16 protein-coding genes are annotated in these 19055 nt (G+C 39.5%); 6 read left to right on the plus strand and 10 right to left on the minus strand.

All coding sequences use genetic code 11. The annotated features are described in order from the left end of the window. The first annotated feature begins 45 nt into the window (after window positions 1–45). The 4 genes from H592_RS0113290 to H592_RS0113305 all read left to right on the plus strand — a co-directional run bounded on the left by H592_RS0113290 (window position 46) and on the right by H592_RS0113305 (window position 5028). Window positions 46–1842: an assimilatory sulfite reductase (NADPH) flavoprotein subunit gene (locus H592_RS0113290; RefSeq protein WP_028869193.1), complete on the plus strand. Its 1797-nt coding sequence runs from the start codon at window positions 46–48 to the stop codon at window positions 1840–1842. Beyond that, complete coding sequence (gene cysI / locus H592_RS0113295) at window positions 1842–3530, plus strand: assimilatory sulfite reductase (NADPH) hemoprotein subunit (RefSeq protein ID WP_028869194.1); 1689 nt, start codon at window positions 1842–1844, stop codon at window positions 3528–3530. The genes H592_RS0113290 and cysI overlap by 1 nt, the downstream gene beginning before the upstream one ends. Then, window positions 3523–4287: a phosphoadenylyl-sulfate reductase gene (locus tag H592_RS0113300; RefSeq protein WP_028869195.1), complete on the plus strand. Its 765-nt coding sequence runs from the start codon at window positions 3523–3525 to the stop codon at window positions 4285–4287. Before cysI ends, H592_RS0113300 begins: the two co-directional genes overlap by 8 nt. 117 nt (window positions 4288–4404) lie before the next feature. After that, window positions 4405–5028 (plus strand): tetratricopeptide repeat protein, encoded by a 624-nt coding sequence (locus tag H592_RS0113305; protein WP_028869196.1) that lies wholly within the window; start codon window positions 4405–4407, stop codon window positions 5026–5028. Between the two features lie 170 nt (window positions 5029–5198). Here the strand turns inward: H592_RS0113305 and H592_RS0113310 are convergent, their stop codons facing one another. Together H592_RS0113310 and H592_RS0113315 are read right to left on the minus strand one after the other, a co-directional pair. Further along, on the minus strand, window positions 5199–8021 hold the full coding sequence (locus H592_RS0113310; RefSeq protein WP_028869197.1) for an FAD-binding and (Fe-S)-binding domain-containing protein: 2823 nt from the start codon (window positions 8019–8021) through the stop codon (window positions 5199–5201). Window positions 8022–8131: 110 nt separating this feature from the next. Continuing rightward, entirely contained in the window at window positions 8132–9856 is a 1725-nt protein-coding gene (locus H592_RS0113315) for an L-lactate permease (RefSeq protein WP_028869198.1), read from the minus strand. A 181-nt stretch (window positions 9857–10037) separates the two neighbouring features. Here H592_RS0113315 and H592_RS0113320 point away from each other — a divergent pair, with 181 nt between their 5' ends. Together H592_RS0113320 and H592_RS0113325 are read left to right on the plus strand one after the other, a co-directional pair. Continuing rightward, window positions 10038–10940 carry a LysR family transcriptional regulator gene (locus tag H592_RS0113320; RefSeq protein ID WP_028869199.1) on the plus strand — a complete coding sequence of 301 codons (903 nt, stop codon included), beginning with the start codon at window positions 10038–10040 and terminating at the stop codon, window positions 10938–10940. 537 nt (window positions 10941–11477) lie between these two features. Next, window positions 11478–12080 (plus strand): CCXG family PEP-CTERM protein, encoded by a 603-nt coding sequence (locus tag H592_RS0113325; RefSeq protein ID WP_028869200.1) that lies wholly within the window; start codon window positions 11478–11480, stop codon window positions 12078–12080. A gap of 742 nt (window positions 12081–12822) precedes the next feature. Here the strand turns inward: H592_RS0113325 and tuf are convergent. From tuf to H592_RS0113365, 8 genes are all read right to left on the minus strand, one after another. After that, window positions 12823–14007, minus strand: a complete 1185-nt coding sequence (tuf, locus tag H592_RS0113330) for an elongation factor Tu (protein WP_028869201.1) — start codon at window positions 14005–14007, stop codon at window positions 12823–12825. A gap of 74 nt (window positions 14008–14081) precedes the next feature. Further along, window positions 14082–16178, minus strand: a complete 2097-nt coding sequence (fusA, locus tag H592_RS0113335) for an elongation factor G (protein WP_028869202.1) — start codon at window positions 16176–16178, stop codon at window positions 14082–14084. A gap of 77 nt (window positions 16179–16255) precedes the next feature. Beyond that, complete coding sequence (gene rpsG / locus H592_RS0113340) at window positions 16256–16726, minus strand: 30S ribosomal protein S7 (RefSeq protein ID WP_025565708.1); 471 nt, start codon at window positions 16724–16726, stop codon at window positions 16256–16258. An 84-nt stretch (window positions 16727–16810) separates the two neighbouring features. Continuing rightward, window positions 16811–17185 carry a 30S ribosomal protein S12 gene (gene rpsL / locus H592_RS0113345; RefSeq protein WP_028869203.1) on the minus strand — a complete coding sequence of 125 codons (375 nt, stop codon included), beginning with the start codon at window positions 17183–17185 and terminating at the stop codon, window positions 16811–16813. 205 nt (window positions 17186–17390) lie between these two features. Then, on the minus strand, window positions 17391–17681 hold the full coding sequence (gene tusB, locus H592_RS0113350; RefSeq protein WP_028869204.1) for a sulfurtransferase complex subunit TusB: 291 nt from the start codon (window positions 17679–17681) through the stop codon (window positions 17391–17393). Then, on the minus strand, window positions 17682–18041 hold the full coding sequence (gene tusC / locus H592_RS0113355) for a sulfurtransferase complex subunit TusC (protein WP_037071770.1): 360 nt from the start codon (window positions 18039–18041) through the stop codon (window positions 17682–17684). Between the two features lie 9 nt (window positions 18042–18050). Further along, window positions 18051–18455 carry a sulfurtransferase complex subunit TusD gene (gene tusD / locus H592_RS0113360; RefSeq protein WP_211235665.1) on the minus strand — a complete coding sequence of 135 codons (405 nt, stop codon included), beginning with the start codon at window positions 18453–18455 and terminating at the stop codon, window positions 18051–18053. A gap of 8 nt (window positions 18456–18463) precedes the next feature. Next, window positions 18464–18850 (minus strand): RidA family protein, encoded by a 387-nt coding sequence (locus tag H592_RS0113365; RefSeq protein ID WP_028869207.1) that lies wholly within the window; start codon window positions 18848–18850, stop codon window positions 18464–18466. Between the last annotated feature and the right edge of the window lie 205 nt (window positions 18851–19055).

Below are 19055 nucleotides of genomic sequence, written 5' to 3' on the forward strand. Positions count from 1 at the left end.
TCGCGTAAACTTCCTTCATCTTAATGTAATAGCGGAAATTACTTCATGGCACTTAACAATTTATCGGCTTTAACATCGCCTTTATCAGAGTCTCAACTGGCTCAATTGCAACAAGCAACTGCAGGCTTAGATGCAGTACAAACTGCATGGGTTAGCGGTTACTTGGCAGGCGTAAGCCAAGGTCCAGTAACATCTACAGCACTTGCACAAAGCGCAGGTCAAAGCTTAACCATTTTAATCGGCTCACAAACGGGTAACGCTAAAGGCGTAGCACAAGAGTTAGCTGAGCAAGCAACAGCTAAAGGCATTCCTAACAAGCTAGTTTCAATGGCCGATTACAAAGTTAAAGCAATCAAAGATGAAAGCCATGTAATTGTTGTTGCAAGTACTAATGGCGAAGGTGAAGCACCTGACGATGCCATTGATCTTCATGCATTTCTAGCATCTAAAAAAGCCCCTAAGCTAGAAGGTTTAAAATTTGCGGTATTAGGCTTAGGTGACTCAAGTTATGAGTTTTTCTGCCAAACAGGGAAAGATTTTGAACAACGCCTGCAAGCATTAGGTGGAGAGATCATTACCGAACGTTTAGATGCCGATGTGGATTATCAAGAAGTGACACAAGCTTGGTTCGATAAAGCACTAACAGCTGTTGAAGCAACACTTGAAAAAGCCGGCACCTCAACAACTGCAGCTGTTGCAACTGGCACTATCGTGACTGAGAATAAATATAATAAACAAGCACCTTTTAGTGCAAGTTTATTAACAAGCCAAAAAATTACTGGCACAGAATCCGCTAAAGATGTGCGTCATATTGAAATTGATTTAGCTGGATCTGATTTGCACTATACTGCTGGTGATGCACTCGGAGTGTGGTTTAAAAACGATCAACAAATGGTTGATGAGCTGATTAATAAATTAGGCTTAGATGCAGACAACGAAGTGACCTTAGGTGATAAAACCTTATCATTAAAAGACGCTTTAATTGAAGAGTTTGAATTAACCGGTACGCACCCAGGTTTTGTAGAAGGTTATGCAGCATTAACTGAAAATAAACAATTACTTGAATTAGCCGAAGATAAAAATGCCTGCCGTGATTTTGCCAACAACAATCAAATCGTTGATGTGGTGACTGCGGAAGGTAATGAAAATGTGACAGTGGAAAACTTCATCGCTTTATTGCGTCGCAGTAGCCCACGCTTATATTCAATTGCTTCTAGCCAAACAGAGGTTGAAGACGAAGTACACTTAACCGTCGGTGCGGTTGTGTTTGAAAATGAAGCAGGGCAGCAACGTGGAGGCAGTGCTTCGACTTTCTTGTCGCACCGTTTACAGGAAGGTGAAGAAATAAAAGTATTTATTGAAGACAATCATAACTTCCGTTTACCTGCTGACCCAGCAACACCGATTATCATGGTAGGCCCTGGTACTGGGATCGCCCCTTTCCGTGCATTTATGCAAGAGCGAGAAGCAAGTGATGCAAGTGGTAAAAACTGGCTATTATTTGGCGACCAAACTTTTAACGAAGATTTTCTCTATCAAGTTGAATGGCAATCCTATTTAAAATCAGGTTTATTAACTAAATTAGACCTTGCTTTCTCTCGTGATCAAGCACAAAAAATCTATGTACAAGATCGCTTACAAGAAAATGCTAAGGAGGTCTTTGAGTGGTTACAAAATGGTGCTCACTTCTATGTTTGTGGTGATGCAAATCGCATGGCTAAAGATGTACAAAGCACATTAATCGACATTATTAGCAAACAAGGCAAACTAAGCCTTGAAGATGCAGAAGAATATTTAACAGAATTACGCCAAGCAAAACGCTACCAAAGGGATGTTTACTAATGACTCAGAAATTACACGACAACGAACGCATTAAAATTCAAAGTAATTTTCTTCGCGGTAACTTAGTAGAGGGAATTAACGATACAACAACGGGTTCATTCCATCCTGATGAAGTACAACTGGTTAAATTCCACGGTTTATACCAACAGGATAACCGCGACCGTCGCGCTGAGCGTAAACAACAGAAACTTGAGCCGCTGTACTCATTCCTATTGCGAGCACGTCTTCCTGGTGGTGTTGTCACCCCTGAGCAATGGTTAGAGATTGACCGTATCGCTGAAGAATTAACTGACGCCGGTAGTATTCGTATTACGACACGTCAAACCTTCCAATACCACGGCATTTTTAAGCGTAACTTAAAATCAGTATTCCAAGAACTTAAGTTCAAAGCGAATATAGATTCTATTTTTACTGCGGGTGATGTTAACCGTAATACTATCTGTACCTCTAACCCCGAGCAGTCTGAGTTACATACAGAAGTGTATGAGTTATCTAAAAAAATCAGTGAGCACTTCTTACCAAAATCAAATGCTTACGCAGAGATTTGGTTAGATGGTGAAAAAGTATTAGAAACGGAAGAAGAGCCGATTTATCACAATATCTTCTTACCACGTAAATTTAAAATTGCAGTGGCTTTACCACCATACAATGATGTTGATATCCATGCCAATGACCTTAACTTCATTGCCATTATTGAAAATAACAAGATCACTGGTTACAACGTAGTCGTAGGTGCTGGTTTAGGTATGACACACGGCGATAAAACAACATTTCCACGTTTAGGTGATGACTTCGGTTTCATCACTGCTGATAAAGTAATGGAAGTGGCTGAAGCCGTTGTAACAACGCAGCGTGACCTAGGTGGTCGAGTTAGCCGTTCACATGCGCGTACTAAATACACGCTAGAAACACACGGTATCGAAACATTCAAAAAAGAAGTTGAGAAACGTGCTGGTATTACTTTCGCAGCGCCAGGCGCTTACGAGTTTACTGAACGTGGTGACCGTATTGGTTGGGTTAAGGGTATCGATAATAAATGGCACTTAACCGTGTTCATTGAGAATGGCCGTATCCTAGACTTTGATGGTAAACCATTAAAATCTGGTTTAGTAAAAATTGCAAAAGTACACCAAGGTACTTTCCGCATGACTGCGAACCAAAACTTAGTGATAGCAAGTGTGCCAGAGTCTGAAAAAGACCATATTGAAAAATTAGCACGTGAGTGTGGATTAATTGATGATGGAACAAGTGAACAACGTATTGATTCTATGGCTTGTGTATCACTTCCTACTTGCCCGCTTGCTATGGCAGAAGCAGAACGTTATTTACCCAGTTTAACGGATGATGTTGAAGGTTTGTTAGCAAAACACAATATTGCTAAAGACCATATTATTTTACGTATTACTGGCTGTCCTAATGGTTGTGGACGCGCGATGTTGGCTGAGATTGGTTTAGTAGGTAAAGCACCTGGTCGTTATAACCTGCATTTAGGTGGTGACCGCATCGGGACTCGTATTCCAAAAATGTATGCTGAAAATATCGATGAAACAACGATAGTGAGTACATTAGATGAATTAATTGGTCGCTGGGCAACAGAACGCACTGAAAATGAAGATTTTGGTGATTTTGTTATCCGTGCCGGCATTATTGCTGAAGTAGTTGTAGCAGCTAGGGATTTCCATGCCTAATAAGTTAGATCTTGCTCATTTATTAACACTTCCAAAAGCGCAGCAAACTATTGCACTAGCTGAAGTAAATGACGTTTTAGAAAAAAAGACCGCATTAGAGCGTGTCCAATGGGCAGTCGAAAACTTAGAAAGTGAATTTGTTTTATCATCAAGTTTCGGTATTCAGGCGGCTGTTTGTTTACATTTAGTGACAACAGTAAAAGCAGACACACCGATCATCTTGACGGATACAGGGTATTTATTTCCTGAAACTTATCAATTTATTGATGAGTTAACTAAAAAGCTTAACTTAAACCTCAAAATTTATAGTGCGGAGCACAGCCCAGCATGGCAAGAGGCTCGCTATGGAAAATTATGGGATCAAGGAGTTGAAGGATTAACTCAATATAACTTGATGAATAAAGTTGAACCCATGAAACGTGCTTTAAAAGACTTAAATGCTAAAACATGGTTCTCTGGTTTACGACGTTCACAGTCTTCAAGCCGTGGCGAGTTACCGGTAATAAGCATTCAAAATGGATGTTTTAAATTTTTGCCTATTATTGATTGGAGTAATAAGGAAGTTCATTATTACCTCGAAGAAAATGGCTTAAGTTACCATCCTTTGTGGGATCAAGGCTATGTTTCGGTAGGTGATGTGCAAACATCACGTCCACTTGAAGTCGGTATGAGTGAAGAAGAAACACGCTTCTTTGGTTTGAAACGTGAATGTGGACTACATGAAGACCCTATCGAAGAACAAGGTAGTGGTATTTAACATTATTTCATCTACTCTTTAAGTTTAAAAAAGCCTCTCATTTTAATAGAGGCTTTTTTTTACTTAAGAAAAGGCATCATCTGCCGATAGCATAATTATCAAGATGAAGGATTTATTATGAAAAAGTTGATACCCACCCTATTAATATTAACGTTATTAAGCAGTGTTAAAGCAAATGCAAATACCTTTGAAACGATACAGCTATACACGCAGGACGAACTCAATGTATTAATTAAAGACAATCAACACTTACAGCGAGTAAAGGCCGATGAGTGTCAATTACTTCAAGATATAAAAGCACATGCGGAAAAAGTACAAGAGCCTTCATATGTATATTTATGGGGAGATATGTTGGCATGGGGTGTCTGCACAGAGCGAGATGTAGAGTTAGGCATGCACTATATCAAAGAATCCGCACAACAGGGCTTACTAGCTGCTATCGAGCAATTAGGGCGATATTACAATAAAGGTATATTAGTCACACAAGACAAAGACAGAGCGGTAAGATATTTTCGTGAAGCAGCACTGCAAGGACATTTAGGTGCACAAATGAATTATATCACTTTGTTAAACCAAGGTTATGGCAGCCCTTATGACTTTGAAGACGCTTACCGGGCTTTATATAATAGTGTGATTGCTAACCCTACAAAAAAGAAACAAGCTAACAATTTATTAGCAGCCTTGGGGAAAAAGATGCCCGAGTTTGCATTAAGAAATGCACGTCGTGAATACAATAATTAAACAACCTTTGACGAGATAATAGTTTTTAGTTAATGCTGCTTCTGATTAATGAAATACGAACAGCCGATACCCGAGACCATTCAAATATAAATTTGAGACGAATTTCCAACAAAAACAACAATGCGCCTATTCAGCAATTTGAATAGGCGCAATCGATTACGCTTTAGCGATTAATGACTCGCCTCGTCGACTAAATATAAAATAGACTGATAAGGGATCCCGCTATGGTGGGATAATCCGATTTCACAGGTACGGCTATTACTAAAACCACGAGTACAATGTTCGGGAACCTGCGCTTTTAGAGTGTGCACCGCCGCAGCATTTAATTCAGGTGTCGTAAAACCTTTATCTCCAGCCCATCCACAGCACTGAATATGTTCAGGTATAATGACATCTGATGTACAACGTTTTGCTAATTGTAGCATGCTATTCTCAATCCCCATGCGACGAGAGCTACAAGTAACATGCAACATCACCGTTTCTTCAATCGGCTTGATAGTTAAATGGTTAAGTAGGTATTTAAGCACAAACACAGTCGGCTCTAGAATCTCCATTGTGTGTGTGAATTTTTCAATACTGTGTTTTGCACAAGGGCTTGTATCCATTAAAACAGGCCACTTACCTTGCTCACTAGCTTGCCATAATGCCATTTCTAATTGCTTCGATTTTTGATCTGCAAGTAGATTCATTCCTTTACTATCGTAAGGCATACCACAGCATTGATCCGATAACGACTCAGGAATGATAATGTCAAAACCTGCTTTTTTGATCAACGACTCCGTCACTTCTGTCAGTGATCGACTTTCTTTATTTCCAGCTTGTTGCCCCATGGTACGACTTGCACAGGAAGGTAGGTAGACCACTTTTTTATTCGTTTGATCTGCGCTAATCGAATTGTGCGGGCGATGCTTATTAGATGTCGGTAATTCCGGGACCCACATTGGCGTTTTACCCGCACTTAAGTGACGTAATTCATTCGCTACCTTAGCAACGGCTTTTTCACCTAATACTTTCTGGGCAAGTGTATTCGCTTTCAAACTAAGATTAACCATGTTACTCGTTGTTGCAAAATGATCTGCAGTCCAACGTGCGATAGGTGTAAATTTTTTATACTTACTGGTACGTAATTTTTTTATCAAATCGCCAGTATTAATACCAACCGGACAGCGATCGGCACACAAGCCTGTTGCCGCACAAGTATCTATCCCTTGATATTCAAACACCTTTTGTAAAGCACTTGCACCTTCCGTTTCTCCAGCGCTTTCGCGACGCTGTAGCTCTCGGTACAAAACGATACGCTGGCGTGGCGATAAACTAAGCGTACGCGATGGACACACTGGTTCACAGAAGCCACATTCAATACAGCGATCAATCAAGTCATCTGCCTTAGGCATCGGCTTTAAATTTTTAAGATGTGATTGAGGATCATCATTAATAATAACCCCTGGATTTAATATACTGTGAGGATCAAATAATGCTTTAATTTGCTGCATTAAAGCATACCCATCTTTGCCCCACTCCAGCTCAACATAAGGAGCCATGTTACGCCCTGTGCCATGCTCTGCTTTCAATGAACCGCGATATTTGACAGCGACCAAATCAGCGACTGCATCCATAAAGTCACCGTATCGCTTAACCTCATCCTCGGCCTCAAAGCTTTGAGTAAACACAAAATGTAAATTCCCCTCTAGTGCATGGCCAAAAATGATCGCTTCATCATAATGAAATTGATCAAACAGTTTTTGTAAGTCATGTACGCCAGCGGCCAAATGTTCAACGGGAAAAGCAACATCTTCAATAATAACTGTAGTGCCGACTTCACGCACAGCTCCTACTGCAGGAAACATACCTTTGCGGATCCCCCATAATGTGGCAACCGTATTCGCACCGCTAGTAAAAGAGATAGATTCAATCATTTTAAATTGAGCGATTGTATTCATAATACTGACACATTGCTGATCCAGTAATGCTTGATCACCGGCCCTAGACTCAATAAGTAAGGTCCCTGCTTTTAGATTTAAGTTCTTAATAAAACCTGGCATACCTGGTTTATCAGCCACAGAGCGCATCGCGCGCCCATCCATCATCTCAACAGCGGAAACAGGGTCACCAGTTAATGCAGTCACCGCTTTACTGGCTTCTTCTATGCTTTCAAAAACGATTAATGCAGAAGCTTTATGAGGATGTTCAATCACAGTGTTATAGGTAATTTCAGCAATAAAGCCTAATGTCCCTTCCGAGCCGATCATTAAATGTTTAATCACCTCGATAGGATCAGAATAATCGACTAACGCATTAAGTGAATAACCGGTGGTATTTTTGAGACGATATTTATGGCGAATACGATCTGTTAGTTGCTGATTCTCCGCCACTTTCTTACACAAATCTTTAATGCCTTGCATTAACGTCGACTGTTTAGTTTGAAAAGCCTTAACGCTTTCTAGATCGCTAGTATCGAGGAGTGTGCCATCGGCAAAGACTAACTTCATACTATCAACGGTACGGTAAGAATTTTGCGCACTACCACAACACATACCACTTGCGTTATTTGCTGCAATACCACCAATTTTACAGGTGTTAATTGAAGCAGGATCTGGTCCAATTTTACGACCAAATGCGGCCAAATACTTATTCGCATCTGCGCCAATAACGCCCGGCTGCAGCGTTATTTTAAAACCATCATCATGGATCTGATGATCGCGCCAATCATCAGTTAATGTGATTAATACAGAATCTGATACTGCTTGCCCTGATAAGCTAGTTCCTGCAGCACGAAAGGTACAGGCAATATTAAGTTGAGCACAGGCTTGAATAGTAAAAATAACTTCATCAATATTTTTTAAACGCACCACCATCTTTGGTATTAAACGATAAAAACTAGCATCCGTGCCATAAGCAAGTAGCAGCGCAGGGTCGGTAAAAATACGCTCTTTTTCGACATGTTCCATCAACCTATTTTGTAATTGTTGATATTGCCCTTGATTATTTTCCATTATTTATCCTTAATTAAACTACCTACTAGCTTTGACTATTTTATATATTCGGCGTACTAGATGAATCGAGGCTAATACAAACTTTAATTTACTAATCAGCCTGCCATGATTTATTGAATGTTAGCTTGAGCAGCCATTAAACTATCACTAATATTAAAGCCATAGATAATGACCAAACCAATAATGCCCGTTGCTACAACATAATAAAAAGTAGGGATCGCCGTTCTACGTAATGTGATCCCCTCACGACCAAGTAAACCAACCGTAGCGGAGGCGGCAACCACATTATGGATAGCAATCATATTACCAGCTGCAGCACCAACCGCTTGCAGTGAAACAACCGCAACACTTGAAACCCCCAATGTTTGCGCCACTTCAAATTGAAACTGGCTAAACATCATATTTGAAACCGTATTAGACCCCGCAATAAATGCACCGAGTGCACCAATAGAAGCACTCAACCCTGGAAATAAAGTACCTACAATATCAGATGCAAAATTTGCAGTAGTCACCGGCATACTGGCTAAATCAGCCCCATTAATACCTGAATTGATAAAAATACGTACCATCGGTACTGTGAAGACTAAAACAAAACCAGCGCCAATTAATGTTTTACTCGACTCTTTAAATGCACAACCTAACGGTTTGATACTGCGGGCCTGTATTAACACGGCCAATAATGCAATAAATACTAAGATGCCACCTGGAAGATACAATGGTTGAATAGCTGCACTGACCCCCGTTTCACCTAATATGTTATTAAACGATAAACTAACACTCTTCAATAACCCCTTAAACTCAGGACTAACACGACTAGCAACAAGTACCACTGCTAATAACAAATATGGAAGCCAAGCAAGTGCAAGACCCATCTCTTTTGTTTTAGCAGATTTTTTTAAGCCAGCTTTTAAATCCATTTTTAATGAACCTAACCACTCTCTAGGCCACTTATCTTCACTTTCAAAATCCCAGGTAGTTTTAGGCACTAGAAAACCTTTTTTAGCGGCTGTCACTACAACGGCCAGGCTCACTAAACCACCCATTAACGAAGGAAATTCAGCACCAAGAAAAACGCCTGTTAATGCATAGGGGACGGTAAATGCTAAACCAGCAAAGAGTGCAAAAGGTAAAATATCTAAGCCTTCAGTCCAACTTTTTTTGCGACCAAAAAATCGAGTTAACATCATCGCCATTAATACTGGAATAAACGTCCCTACGACAGCATGAATAACCGCCACGTTGCTCGTGATTTCTTGTAAATAGATATCCCACGTTGAACCACCCGCAATTAGCACTTCTGAAATATTATGTGTATCAAGCCCTTTATTGACACCAACAATGATTGGCGTCCCAACAGCGCCAAATGATACCGGAGTAGATTGAATCATCATTCCCATAACCACCGCAGCCAAAGCAGGAAAACCGATTGCTACCAATAATGGCGCAGCAATTGCTGCAGGTGTTCCAAATCCAGATGCCCCTTCGATAAATGAACCAAAGCACCAAGCAATAATGATCGCTTGTATACGGCGATCTGCTGAAATATCAATGAAGCCATTACGGATCACACTAATTGCGCCAGTATGCTTCAAGGTATTAAGTAAAAAGATAGCTCCGAAGACAATCCATAATACCGCAACGGTAATGGTTAAACCTTGTAAAGAGGAAGCAATGATCCTTGTTATTGACATATCCCAAGCGAAAACAGCAACGGCGACTGTCAATACAAAAGCAACTGGCATAGCGCGTTTTGCAGGCCAATTTAGCCCTACCAGTAATATAGCCGCGACCACTATTGGTGAAAAAGCAATTAACGCAAGTAAAGTATCGTTCATATTATGTTTCCTTCCTTAGAACAGTTGGTAAGCCGTCATAAACACAGTTTAAAAAGTAAAATTTATAATTTTTGTTTATATTTATTGTTGTCAGTTTGTTAATGGAGTGTGACGATACTCCTTTCCTTTTTATCGATATAGGGAAATAATGAAAAACATTATTTCCAAAATTAAGATAATTATGACAAAAACAGATGATCTGATTCTATTTGCGCAAGTGGTAGAGCATGGTTCTTTCAGTAAAGTCGCTGAGCTCAATTCCCTCACAAACTCAGTGGTTAGTAAGCATATAGCCCGATTAGAGACAGAACTTGGTGTGCAACTTTTATATAGAACGACAAGAAAGTTAACGTTAAGTGAAGCAGGAAAGGTGCTCTATCAAGGTGCTAAAAATGTGAAGCAGGCCGCTACCGAAGCAATTGACGCCGTCTATGGTTATGGCGAAAGTATGACCGGACACATTAAAATGTCAGTTCCGACCATTTCTGGTGACTTGCTATTGGCGAACTCAGTTGCTGAATTTTGTCGCATGCATCCTGGATTTACCGTTGATATGTCGCTCAAAAATTCATTTGTTGATCTAATTGAAGGAGGTTATGACTTAGTGATTAGAACTGCACAACTTGAAGATTCTAATTTGATCGCAAGACACCTGATCGATTCACAATGGGTCATTTGCGCTGCACCAAGCTATATAGCTAGCGCAGGTATACCAGTAACACCTGAAGACATAGTTAACCATAATTGCCTACAGTATGCTTATCAAACAACGGGGGCTTCAGAGTGGGAATTTAAAGGTGAGCATGAGAATTATCTTATTAAAGTCACGGGTAATTTTTCTACTAATAATGCGGGGGCATTAAGAAAAGCAGCATTAGGGGGAAATGGCCTTGCCTATGTGCCACGTTGTTTAGTCTATCAAGATTTTTTAAAAGGTGACTTAATTGATATTTTTCCAGATCAAGTGGGGAAAAAACTAGGGATTTATGCCGTTTACCCTTTTACGCGCCAACCTCCTAGAAAAATTCGTTTGTTGATTGAGCATATTAAACAAAGTTATGCTGCAATAGCAGAGTCGTTTTAGAATATTAATATTAGCTGTAAGCAGGCATAACTGACTCCATTACTTATTTTGCCGACCTCATAGATATATTATTACCCCATAATGAGGCTTTTATGCGCTTCAATACGGGATCCACCTTCATCTATTCTGCATTTATAATAATTTTATAAAACTTAGATTCAAATGATAGCGCTAATACACTTATAACTTAAGTTAGGTAATTAACGATCGTTTTTAGCTTGTCGAAGTTTTTTACATTTAAAAAATCAATGGTCAACAATGAAATATATTATTCTCAATAAAAAGAAGCACATATGAAATAAAGTATCTTTGATAAGAAAAAAATAGACTTAAAACTATTTGTTTTGAGAGTTAAAGAAGTATATTTCGACTATTCATAAATATATAGTCGAAATAAATTACACTAATATTGTTAATTATCAAAATGATAAATAAACAATTGATTTTAAATACATTATTAATATTTATTTTATGGCACTCAACTTGCTTATACTTAATTATAGATACCTATTTGTAAATATAAACAAGGAAGATAATATGAATATAACTAAATTAGTAGTAAGTGGCGTACTTGCTACAACAATGTCACTATCAGCTAACGCTACATTAATGACTATAGAGACTAAAGCCATCACAACAGCAATCGATAGTAGTGATTTAAATAGTTCATGGGCTGCTGAAACCTCATCAACGCTAACAAACACAGTTAATGCCTTTGAACAATATCAAACAGGTCAAAATTCTATTAACCGATTTTCACTAGAATTTACTACTGAAAATGCTGCAACCTGGGGATTCCAAGCTGGTCTAGATGCTCATTATGGAGCGGCTATTTATGTAAATGGAAGTTTAGTTGAAAATAGAACAGATGATTTATGGTGGGCTAATTCATGGTCAAACTCTGACGTTATCACCGCCAGCGCTATCGACATTGTAGCAGGCAATAACCTATTAGAAATATATTGGGCTGAAGCTTGTTGTAATGGTGCTAATTCAATTAGATTTAACGCCGATGGCACAAACTGGGAAACATTAACTACAGCTAACATTACAACGGCAATACCTGAACCAGCAGCCTTAGCATTACTAGGGTTTGGATTATTAGGCTTTAGTTTACGTCGTAATAAAAAAGCATCATAAAAATAACAGGGAGATAAAGCACAATCATCTTCCCAAATACAATCCGGTGCAGCTGTGCATCGGAGCTTCTATCAAAACACTTCTATAATATCTATTTAGCTATATCACAACCTATCAATACAAGTCACTATCAGCCACATAGCAATAGTAAACTACCCTATGTTACTTGCTTTAATAAAAGAAGTTATAACCCTTTACAGAAGCTATCAGTATCATAAAACACCTAAGCTCTCTTTTTTGAATCCGCCAATATTATTTATCTAAAAACGTATAATTATAAATTACGCGATGATAGTAGAAACAAAACCAGAGCCTGTTTGTACTTCGATATAGTGCCACCTTCACGAATAGCGAAATGCCCAAACCTTAATCCACTTTTCTGAATATTATTTAACTAAAAACGTAGCAATGATATTAGGAATAACACCAGTAACTACCTGAACTTGGATTAGCGCCACCTTTACGGGTAGCGAGACGCGCAAACCTTAATCCACTTTTCTACAGGCATAAAAAAAGACAGCCTAAGCTGTCTTTTTTGAATATTATTTAACTAAAAACGTGTAATTATAAATTACGCGATGATAGTAGAAACAACACCAGACACCTACCTGAACTTGGATTAGCGCCACCTTTACGGGTAGCGAAACGCGCAAACCTTAATCCACTTTTCTACAGGCATAAAAAAAGACAGCCTAAGCTGTCTTTTTTGAATATTATTTAACTAAAAACGTGTAATTATAAATTACGCGATGATAGTAGAAACAACACCAGCACCTACAGTACGGCCACCTTCACGGATAGCGAAACGTAGACCTTCGTCCATAGCGATTGGACCAATTAGTTCAACAACGAACTTAAGGTTATCACCAGGCATTACCATTTCAACACCTTCTGGAAGCTCAACAGCACCAGTGATATCAGTTGTACGGAAGTAGAACTGTGGACGGTAACCTTTGAAGAATGGAGTATGACGACCACCTTCATCTTTACTTAGTACGTATACTTCAGATTCGAACTTAGTATGTGGTTTGATTGAACCAGGTTTAGCTAGAACTTGACCACGTTCAACGTCTTCACGTTTAGTACCACGTAAAAGAACACCAACGTTCTCACCAGCACGACCTTCGTCAAGAAGTTTACGGAACATCTCAACACCAGTACATGTAGTAGTAACAGTATCTTTAAGACCAACGATCTCAACAGATTCACCAACTTTGATGATACCGCGCTCAACACGACCAGTAACAACAGTACCACGACCAGCAATTGAGAATACATCTTCAATAGGTAGGATGAATGGTTTGTCGATATCACGCTCAGGAAGAGGAATGTAATTATCTAGAGCATCAGCTAGCTCAAGAATTTTCTCTTCCCACTCTGGAACACCTTCAAGTGCTTTAAGAGCTGAACCAAGGATAACTGGTAGGTCATCACCTGGGAAATCATATTCAGAAAGAAGTTCACGAACTTCCATTTCTACTAATTCTAGTAGCTCTTCATCATCAACCATGTCACATTTGTTTAAGAAAACAACTAAGTGTGGAACACCAACTTGACGAGAAAGTAGGATGTGCTCACGAGTTTGTGGCATAGGACCATCTGTTGCAGCAACAACTAAGATACCACCATCCATTTGAGCAGCACCAGTGATCATGTTTTTAACATAATCGGCATGTCCAGGACAGTCTACGTGTGCGTAGTGACGAGTTTCTGTATCGTATTCGATGTGAGAAGTATTGATTGTAATACCGCGCTCACGCTCTTCTGGAGCATTATCGATTGCAGAGAAATCACGGATGTCGCCACCGAATTTCTTAGTTAATACAGCAGAGATTGCAGCTGTTAAAGTAGTTTTACCATGGTCAACGTGGCCAATTGTACCTACGTTTACATGTGGTTTATTACGTTCAAATTTTTCTTTAGACACAGTGTGTACCTTCTTTATCAGTAAATACCTCTCCACATGCCATCACATGGAAAGGCGTTAGTTTAATTTATTTTTTATTTCGCTTCAATAATTGCGTTCGCAATTTTTTTAGGCGCATCGGCATATTCTAAAAATTCCATCGAATAAGATGCTCGACCTTGCGTAGCTGAACGAACTGCGGTTGCATAACCGAACATTTCTGACAGCGGTACTTTAGCATGTACGATTTTAACGCCACCAGGGCCATCGTCCATACCTTCAATAATACCTCGACGACTATTAAGGTCGCCAACAACAGTGCCCATCCAATCTTCAGGAGTTGTTACTTCCACTTTCATCAAAGGTTCTAGGATAGTGGCATCAGCTTTTAATGCACCATCTCTAAAGCCCATCATCCCAGCAATTTTAAATGCCATTTCACTAGAGTCAACCTCATGGTATGTACCATGGAGTAAAGTGACTCGAACGTCAAGCATTGGGTAACCTGCAAGTACACCTTGGTTCATTTGTTCTTCGCAGCCTTTGCTCACCGCTGGAATGTATTCTTTTGGAATAGCATTATCAGTAATTTGGTTTACAAATTCAAAACCAGAGCCCGCCGCAAGCGGTTCTAGTTTCAATCGGACATGGCCATAATGGCTAGGCCCTTCGCCTTGACGAATAAACTTACCTTCGACTTCAACCGTTTTACGGATTGTTTCACGGTATGCTACTTGTGGATTACCCACGTTACAGTTCACAGAAAACTCACGACGCATACGGTCAACAATGATATCAAGGTGAAGTTCACCCATACCAGAGATCAATATTTGTCCAGACTCTTCATTTGTTTCAACACGAAATGAAGGATCTTCGGCAGATAGTTTTTGAAGTGCTAGTGTTAGCTTATCTTGGTCAACCTTAGTTTTAGGTTCAACCGCAATTTGAATCACCGGTTCAGGAAAATCCATACGCTCAAGAATAATATTCTGTCCAACAACACAAAGCGTGTCCCCCGTAGTGACGTCTTTAAGGCCGATCGCAGCAGCGATATCGCCGGCACGAACTTCTTTGACTTCTTTACGTTCGTTAGCATGCATCTGTACGATGCGTCCTAAACGCTCTTTTTTGCCTTTAATAGGAATAAATACTTGGTCACCAGACTTAACTACGCCTGAGTAAACTCGCATAAACGTTAACGTTCCCACAAATGGGTCCGTTGCAATTTTAAATGCAAGTGCTGCAAATGGTGCGTCGTCAGTAGCAGGACATTCAATCTCTTGGTCATTGTGTCCATTGATAGCTTTAATCGCTTCAACTTCAACCGGAGAAGGTAAATAATCAATGACCGCATCTAACACTGCTTGAACACCTTTATTTTTAAAGGCACTGCCACAAGTCGCTAATACAATTTCATTATTTAACGTACGAATACGTAATCCAGCTTTGACTTCTTCTTCTGAAAGCTCACCTTCTTCAAGGTATTTTTCCATTAGTTCATCATTTGCTTCTGCAGCTGCTTCTACTAGTTCTTCGTGCAAAGCTTGCGCGTGCTCTAGTAGATCAGCAGGAATGTCATCATATTCAAATGTCATTCCCTGATCTGCATCGTTCCAATTAATCGCTTTCATTTTAATGAGGTCGATAACACCACGAAAGTCTTCTTCTGTTCCAATATTCAAATGAATAGGAACACAAGTCGCACCTAAGCGATTTCGAATTTGCTCAAGTACAGATTCAAAATCAGCACCCGTACGGTCCATTTTGTTAACAAATACGATACGCGGAACGTGGTATTTATTAGCTTGACGCCATACAGTTTCTGATTGAGGTTCTACACCTGACGAGCCACAAAATACAACTACAGCACCATCCAACACACGTAAAGAACGTTCAACTTCAATAGTGAAATCTACGTGTCCAGGGGTATCAATGATATTAATGCGGTGTTGCTCATACTGGTTTTGCATGCCCTGCCAGAAAGTAGTAGTCGCAGCGGATGTGATAGTAATACCACGTTCCTGCTCCTGCTCCATCCAGTCCATTGTTGCTGCGCCGTCGTGAACTTCACCAATACGGTGAGATACGCCAGTGTAGAACAACACACGCTCTGTAGTAGTAGTTTTACCTGCATCGACATGAGCGACAATACCGATATTACGGTAGCGCTCAATAGGAGTTGTACGTGACAATGCAATGTCCTTCTTAAATAAAGCTTTGTGCAAATAGAAACGAAAAAGCACAAGCAAAAGCCTGTGCTAAGAATTTTCTACCAACGGTAGTGAGCAAACGCTTTGTTTGCATCAGCCATACGGTGAACGTCTTCACGTTTCTTAACCGCAGAACCTTTGTTATCTGCTGCATCTACTAGCTCACCAGCTAGACGTAATGCCATTGATTTTTCACCACGCTTACGAGAAGCTTCAACTAACCAACGCATTGCTAACGCATTACGACGAGAAGGACGAACTTCTACAGGAACTTGGTATGTTGAACCACCAACACGGCGAGATTTAACTTCGACGCTTGGGCGGATGTTTTCTAATGAAACTTCAAAAAGTTCCATTGGGTCTTTGCCGCTTTTTTCAGCAGCAGTTGCTAATGCACCGTAAACGATTTTTTCAGCAATTGATTTTTTTCCGTCAACCATTACTACGTTAACGAATTTTGTTAGAACTTCTGATCCAAACTTAGGATCTGGTAGTACTTTACGAGTAGCTACGACGCGTCTTCTTGGCATCTTATTATCTCCGTGCGCTTCAGGATTTTACCCAAAACATATTAAAATTAAATAGTGTTTGTTTGGCCTTACTTACGGAAAGTATTAAGATTTAGGCTTTTTAGCACCGTACTTAGAACGACCGTTACGACGTGCAGAAACACCTGAAGTATCAAGTGCACCACGAATTGTATGGTAACGAACACCCGGTAAATCTTTTACACGACCGCCGCGGATCAAGATTACACTATGCTCTTGCAAGTTATGGCCTTCACCACCGATGTACGAAGTTACTTCGAAACCGTTAGTTAGACGTACACGAGCAACTTTACGCATTGCCGAGTTAGGTTTTTTTGGTGTAGTTGTATATACACGAGTACATACACCACGTTTTTGTGGACACGCTTCTAGCGCAGGAACGTTAGTTTTTTGAACTTTGTCCTTACGCGGTTTGCGTACCAATTGTGAAATTGTTGCCATTGTTAAATAGCTCCTAATGTGTGTGTGAAAAATCAAGCCCTAAAGATTAGGGTCGCAAGAGTTTACGCTGAATAGAAAGGCGAGTCAATAAATAGACAATTGTGTTTTTGTTCACAAAATAAGAAAAGTAAAATGAGGCGACTAGTTATGTTTAGTTTATTGATTTAGAGGTAGGAATTGCTGTTATCTGTTTTTATCAAAAGCCTTACCAAGCTAACTGACTTTGACAACGAATAGTTAACGCAACAAACTCCGCGTAGCTAACTACCTGTCCCATATTTGCTTTTAATCCACGAGCCTGTAGATCGACGTCTAATACAAACAAACGCTTACTTTGATCTAGCTGTAGCAGGTGCGAATGCTGATCCGTTGTTGCACTAACGGCTGAGACTGCATCATTAAGTAATAACAAAAGGTCATTATCACTCAATTGCTTAACACAATCTTTTAGGGCAAAGCTATTAAATGGAGAACGGCTAACAGTGTGTAATATCATCTAAAAACTCATTAATTGGTGTTGTTGTTGAAGATATTCATTAATTTCATCAGTACTTAATAGCGTCGTTTTAATAACTAATTGTTCTACCGAAATATTTCTTACTGAGAGTGAATCCTGACAAACATAAATTTGCTCAACATCATAAAGCTCAAGCATTTGTAACATCGGCTGAAAATCTTTTTGCAAAATAAAATCTGCTTGATGTTTTGCTAATAATTGATAAACACCATCACCTATAAAAAATATACTTAAGGATTCGTTAAAAGCAGACATCGCCAAGGTTAAATCTAATGCCTCACGAGCAGTACTTGAACCATGGGGAGCTTGTCGATTTATGATGCCAATTTTCTTTTCCATGTTCATGCCCTAAAACTGTATTAATCGATCACAGCTAGCAGATAACTCAGCTAATTGCCCTAACCCGCTGAGTAAAAAAGGGGATTTAAGGTTGTAATGCTGTAAACCTAATTGTGCCGCCTCTTGCTCATTAACAATACCACGACGTAGTGATGCTGAGACACAAACTTCAAGTGCAAACTTGTATTGAGTCGCTAAAGCAACCCAGCGATCAGGTATATTCACCTCATCGCTGGCAGGGTTAATTAAATCACTGGCTGTTAGTACACCATCTAAGTAGAAAAAAACGCCGCATATTTTATGCCCAGCAGCTAATACTGCCTCGCAAAACTGTAAGGCAGAGGCGGCATTTTGACTGCTAGCTGGATTTCCAGTCACTAACAAAGAGAATTTAATTACCTCAGAATCTGACATACTAAGCCTTAAGCCGTGTAAGCAATTGCTTCAACTTCAACCAGTACATCTTTTGGTAAACGAGCTACTTCAACACATGAACGAGCAGGTGCTAATTCAGCAAAGTATTTACCATAAACTTCGTTGAATGCAACAAAGTCATTCATATCTTTAATAAAACAAGTCGTTTTAATTACCGTTTCAGCTGATGCGCCCGCTTCTTTTAATACCGCCATTAAGTTTTTCATTACTTGCTCTGCTTGCTCAGTAACGCCACCTGCAACAACTTCCATCGAGTTAGGATCAAGTGGAATTTGACCAGAAGTGAAGACTAAATTACCTAATTGATTTGCTTGTGAATAAGGACCAATAGCGGCAGGTGCATTTTCTGTGTTAATAATTGTTTTAGTTGTCATTTTATAATATTCCTAGTGAGTGAAAAATTAGTATCGACATATTGAGGTAGAAGCTAAATAAAAACAAGCCTATTTACAAGTCAAAATTAAAACTTTAGGCATAAAAATAATTAACCAATCAGATAGAGAAAAAGAAGCTTAAGTAGCTGAACAATCAATCAAGGGATAATTTTTTAGATTTACGACAAATAATATGCCTATAAAA

The organism is Psychromonas arctica DSM 14288 (assembly GCF_000482725.1).
Taxonomy (GTDB): Bacteria; Pseudomonadota; Gammaproteobacteria; order Enterobacterales; family Psychromonadaceae; genus Psychromonas; species Psychromonas arctica.

Coding starts and splice junctions, on each gene's coding strand:
- H592_RS0113290 (WP_028869193.1), top strand. CDS start 46: ATGGCACTTAACAATTTATCGGCTTTAACATCGCCTTTATCAGAGTCT.
- cysI (WP_028869194.1), top strand. CDS start 1,842: ATGACTCAGAAATTACACGACAACGAACGCATTAAAATTCAAAGTAAT.
- H592_RS0113300 (WP_028869195.1), top strand. CDS start 3,523: ATGCCTAATAAGTTAGATCTTGCTCATTTATTAACACTTCCAAAAGCG.
- H592_RS0113305 (WP_028869196.1), top strand. CDS start 4,405: ATGAAAAAGTTGATACCCACCCTATTAATATTAACGTTATTAAGCAGT.
- H592_RS0113310 (WP_028869197.1), bottom strand. CDS start 8,021: ATGGAAAATAATCAAGGGCAATATCAACAATTACAAAATAGGTTGATG.
- H592_RS0113315 (WP_028869198.1), bottom strand. CDS start 9,856: ATGAACGATACTTTACTTGCGTTAATTGCTTTTTCACCAATAGTGGTC.
- H592_RS0113320 (WP_028869199.1), top strand. CDS start 10,038: ATGACAAAAACAGATGATCTGATTCTATTTGCGCAAGTGGTAGAGCAT.
- H592_RS0113325 (WP_028869200.1), top strand. CDS start 11,478: ATGAATATAACTAAATTAGTAGTAAGTGGCGTACTTGCTACAACAATG.
- rpsG (WP_025565708.1), bottom strand. CDS start 16,726: ATGCCAAGAAGACGCGTCGTAGCTACTCGTAAAGTACTACCAGATCCT.
- rpsL (WP_028869203.1), bottom strand. CDS start 17,185: ATGGCAACAATTTCACAATTGGTACGCAAACCGCGTAAGGACAAAGTT.
- tusB (WP_028869204.1), bottom strand. CDS start 17,681: ATGATATTACACACTGTTAGCCGTTCTCCATTTAATAGCTTTGCCCTA.
- tusC (WP_037071770.1), bottom strand. CDS start 18,041: ATGGAAAAGAAAATTGGCATCATAAATCGACAAGCTCCCCATGGTTCA.
- tusD (WP_211235665.1), bottom strand. CDS start 18,455: ATGTCAGATTCTGAGGTAATTAAATTCTCTTTGTTAGTGACTGGAAAT.
- H592_RS0113365 (WP_028869207.1), bottom strand. CDS start 18,850: ATGACAACTAAAACAATTATTAACACAGAAAATGCACCTGCCGCTATT.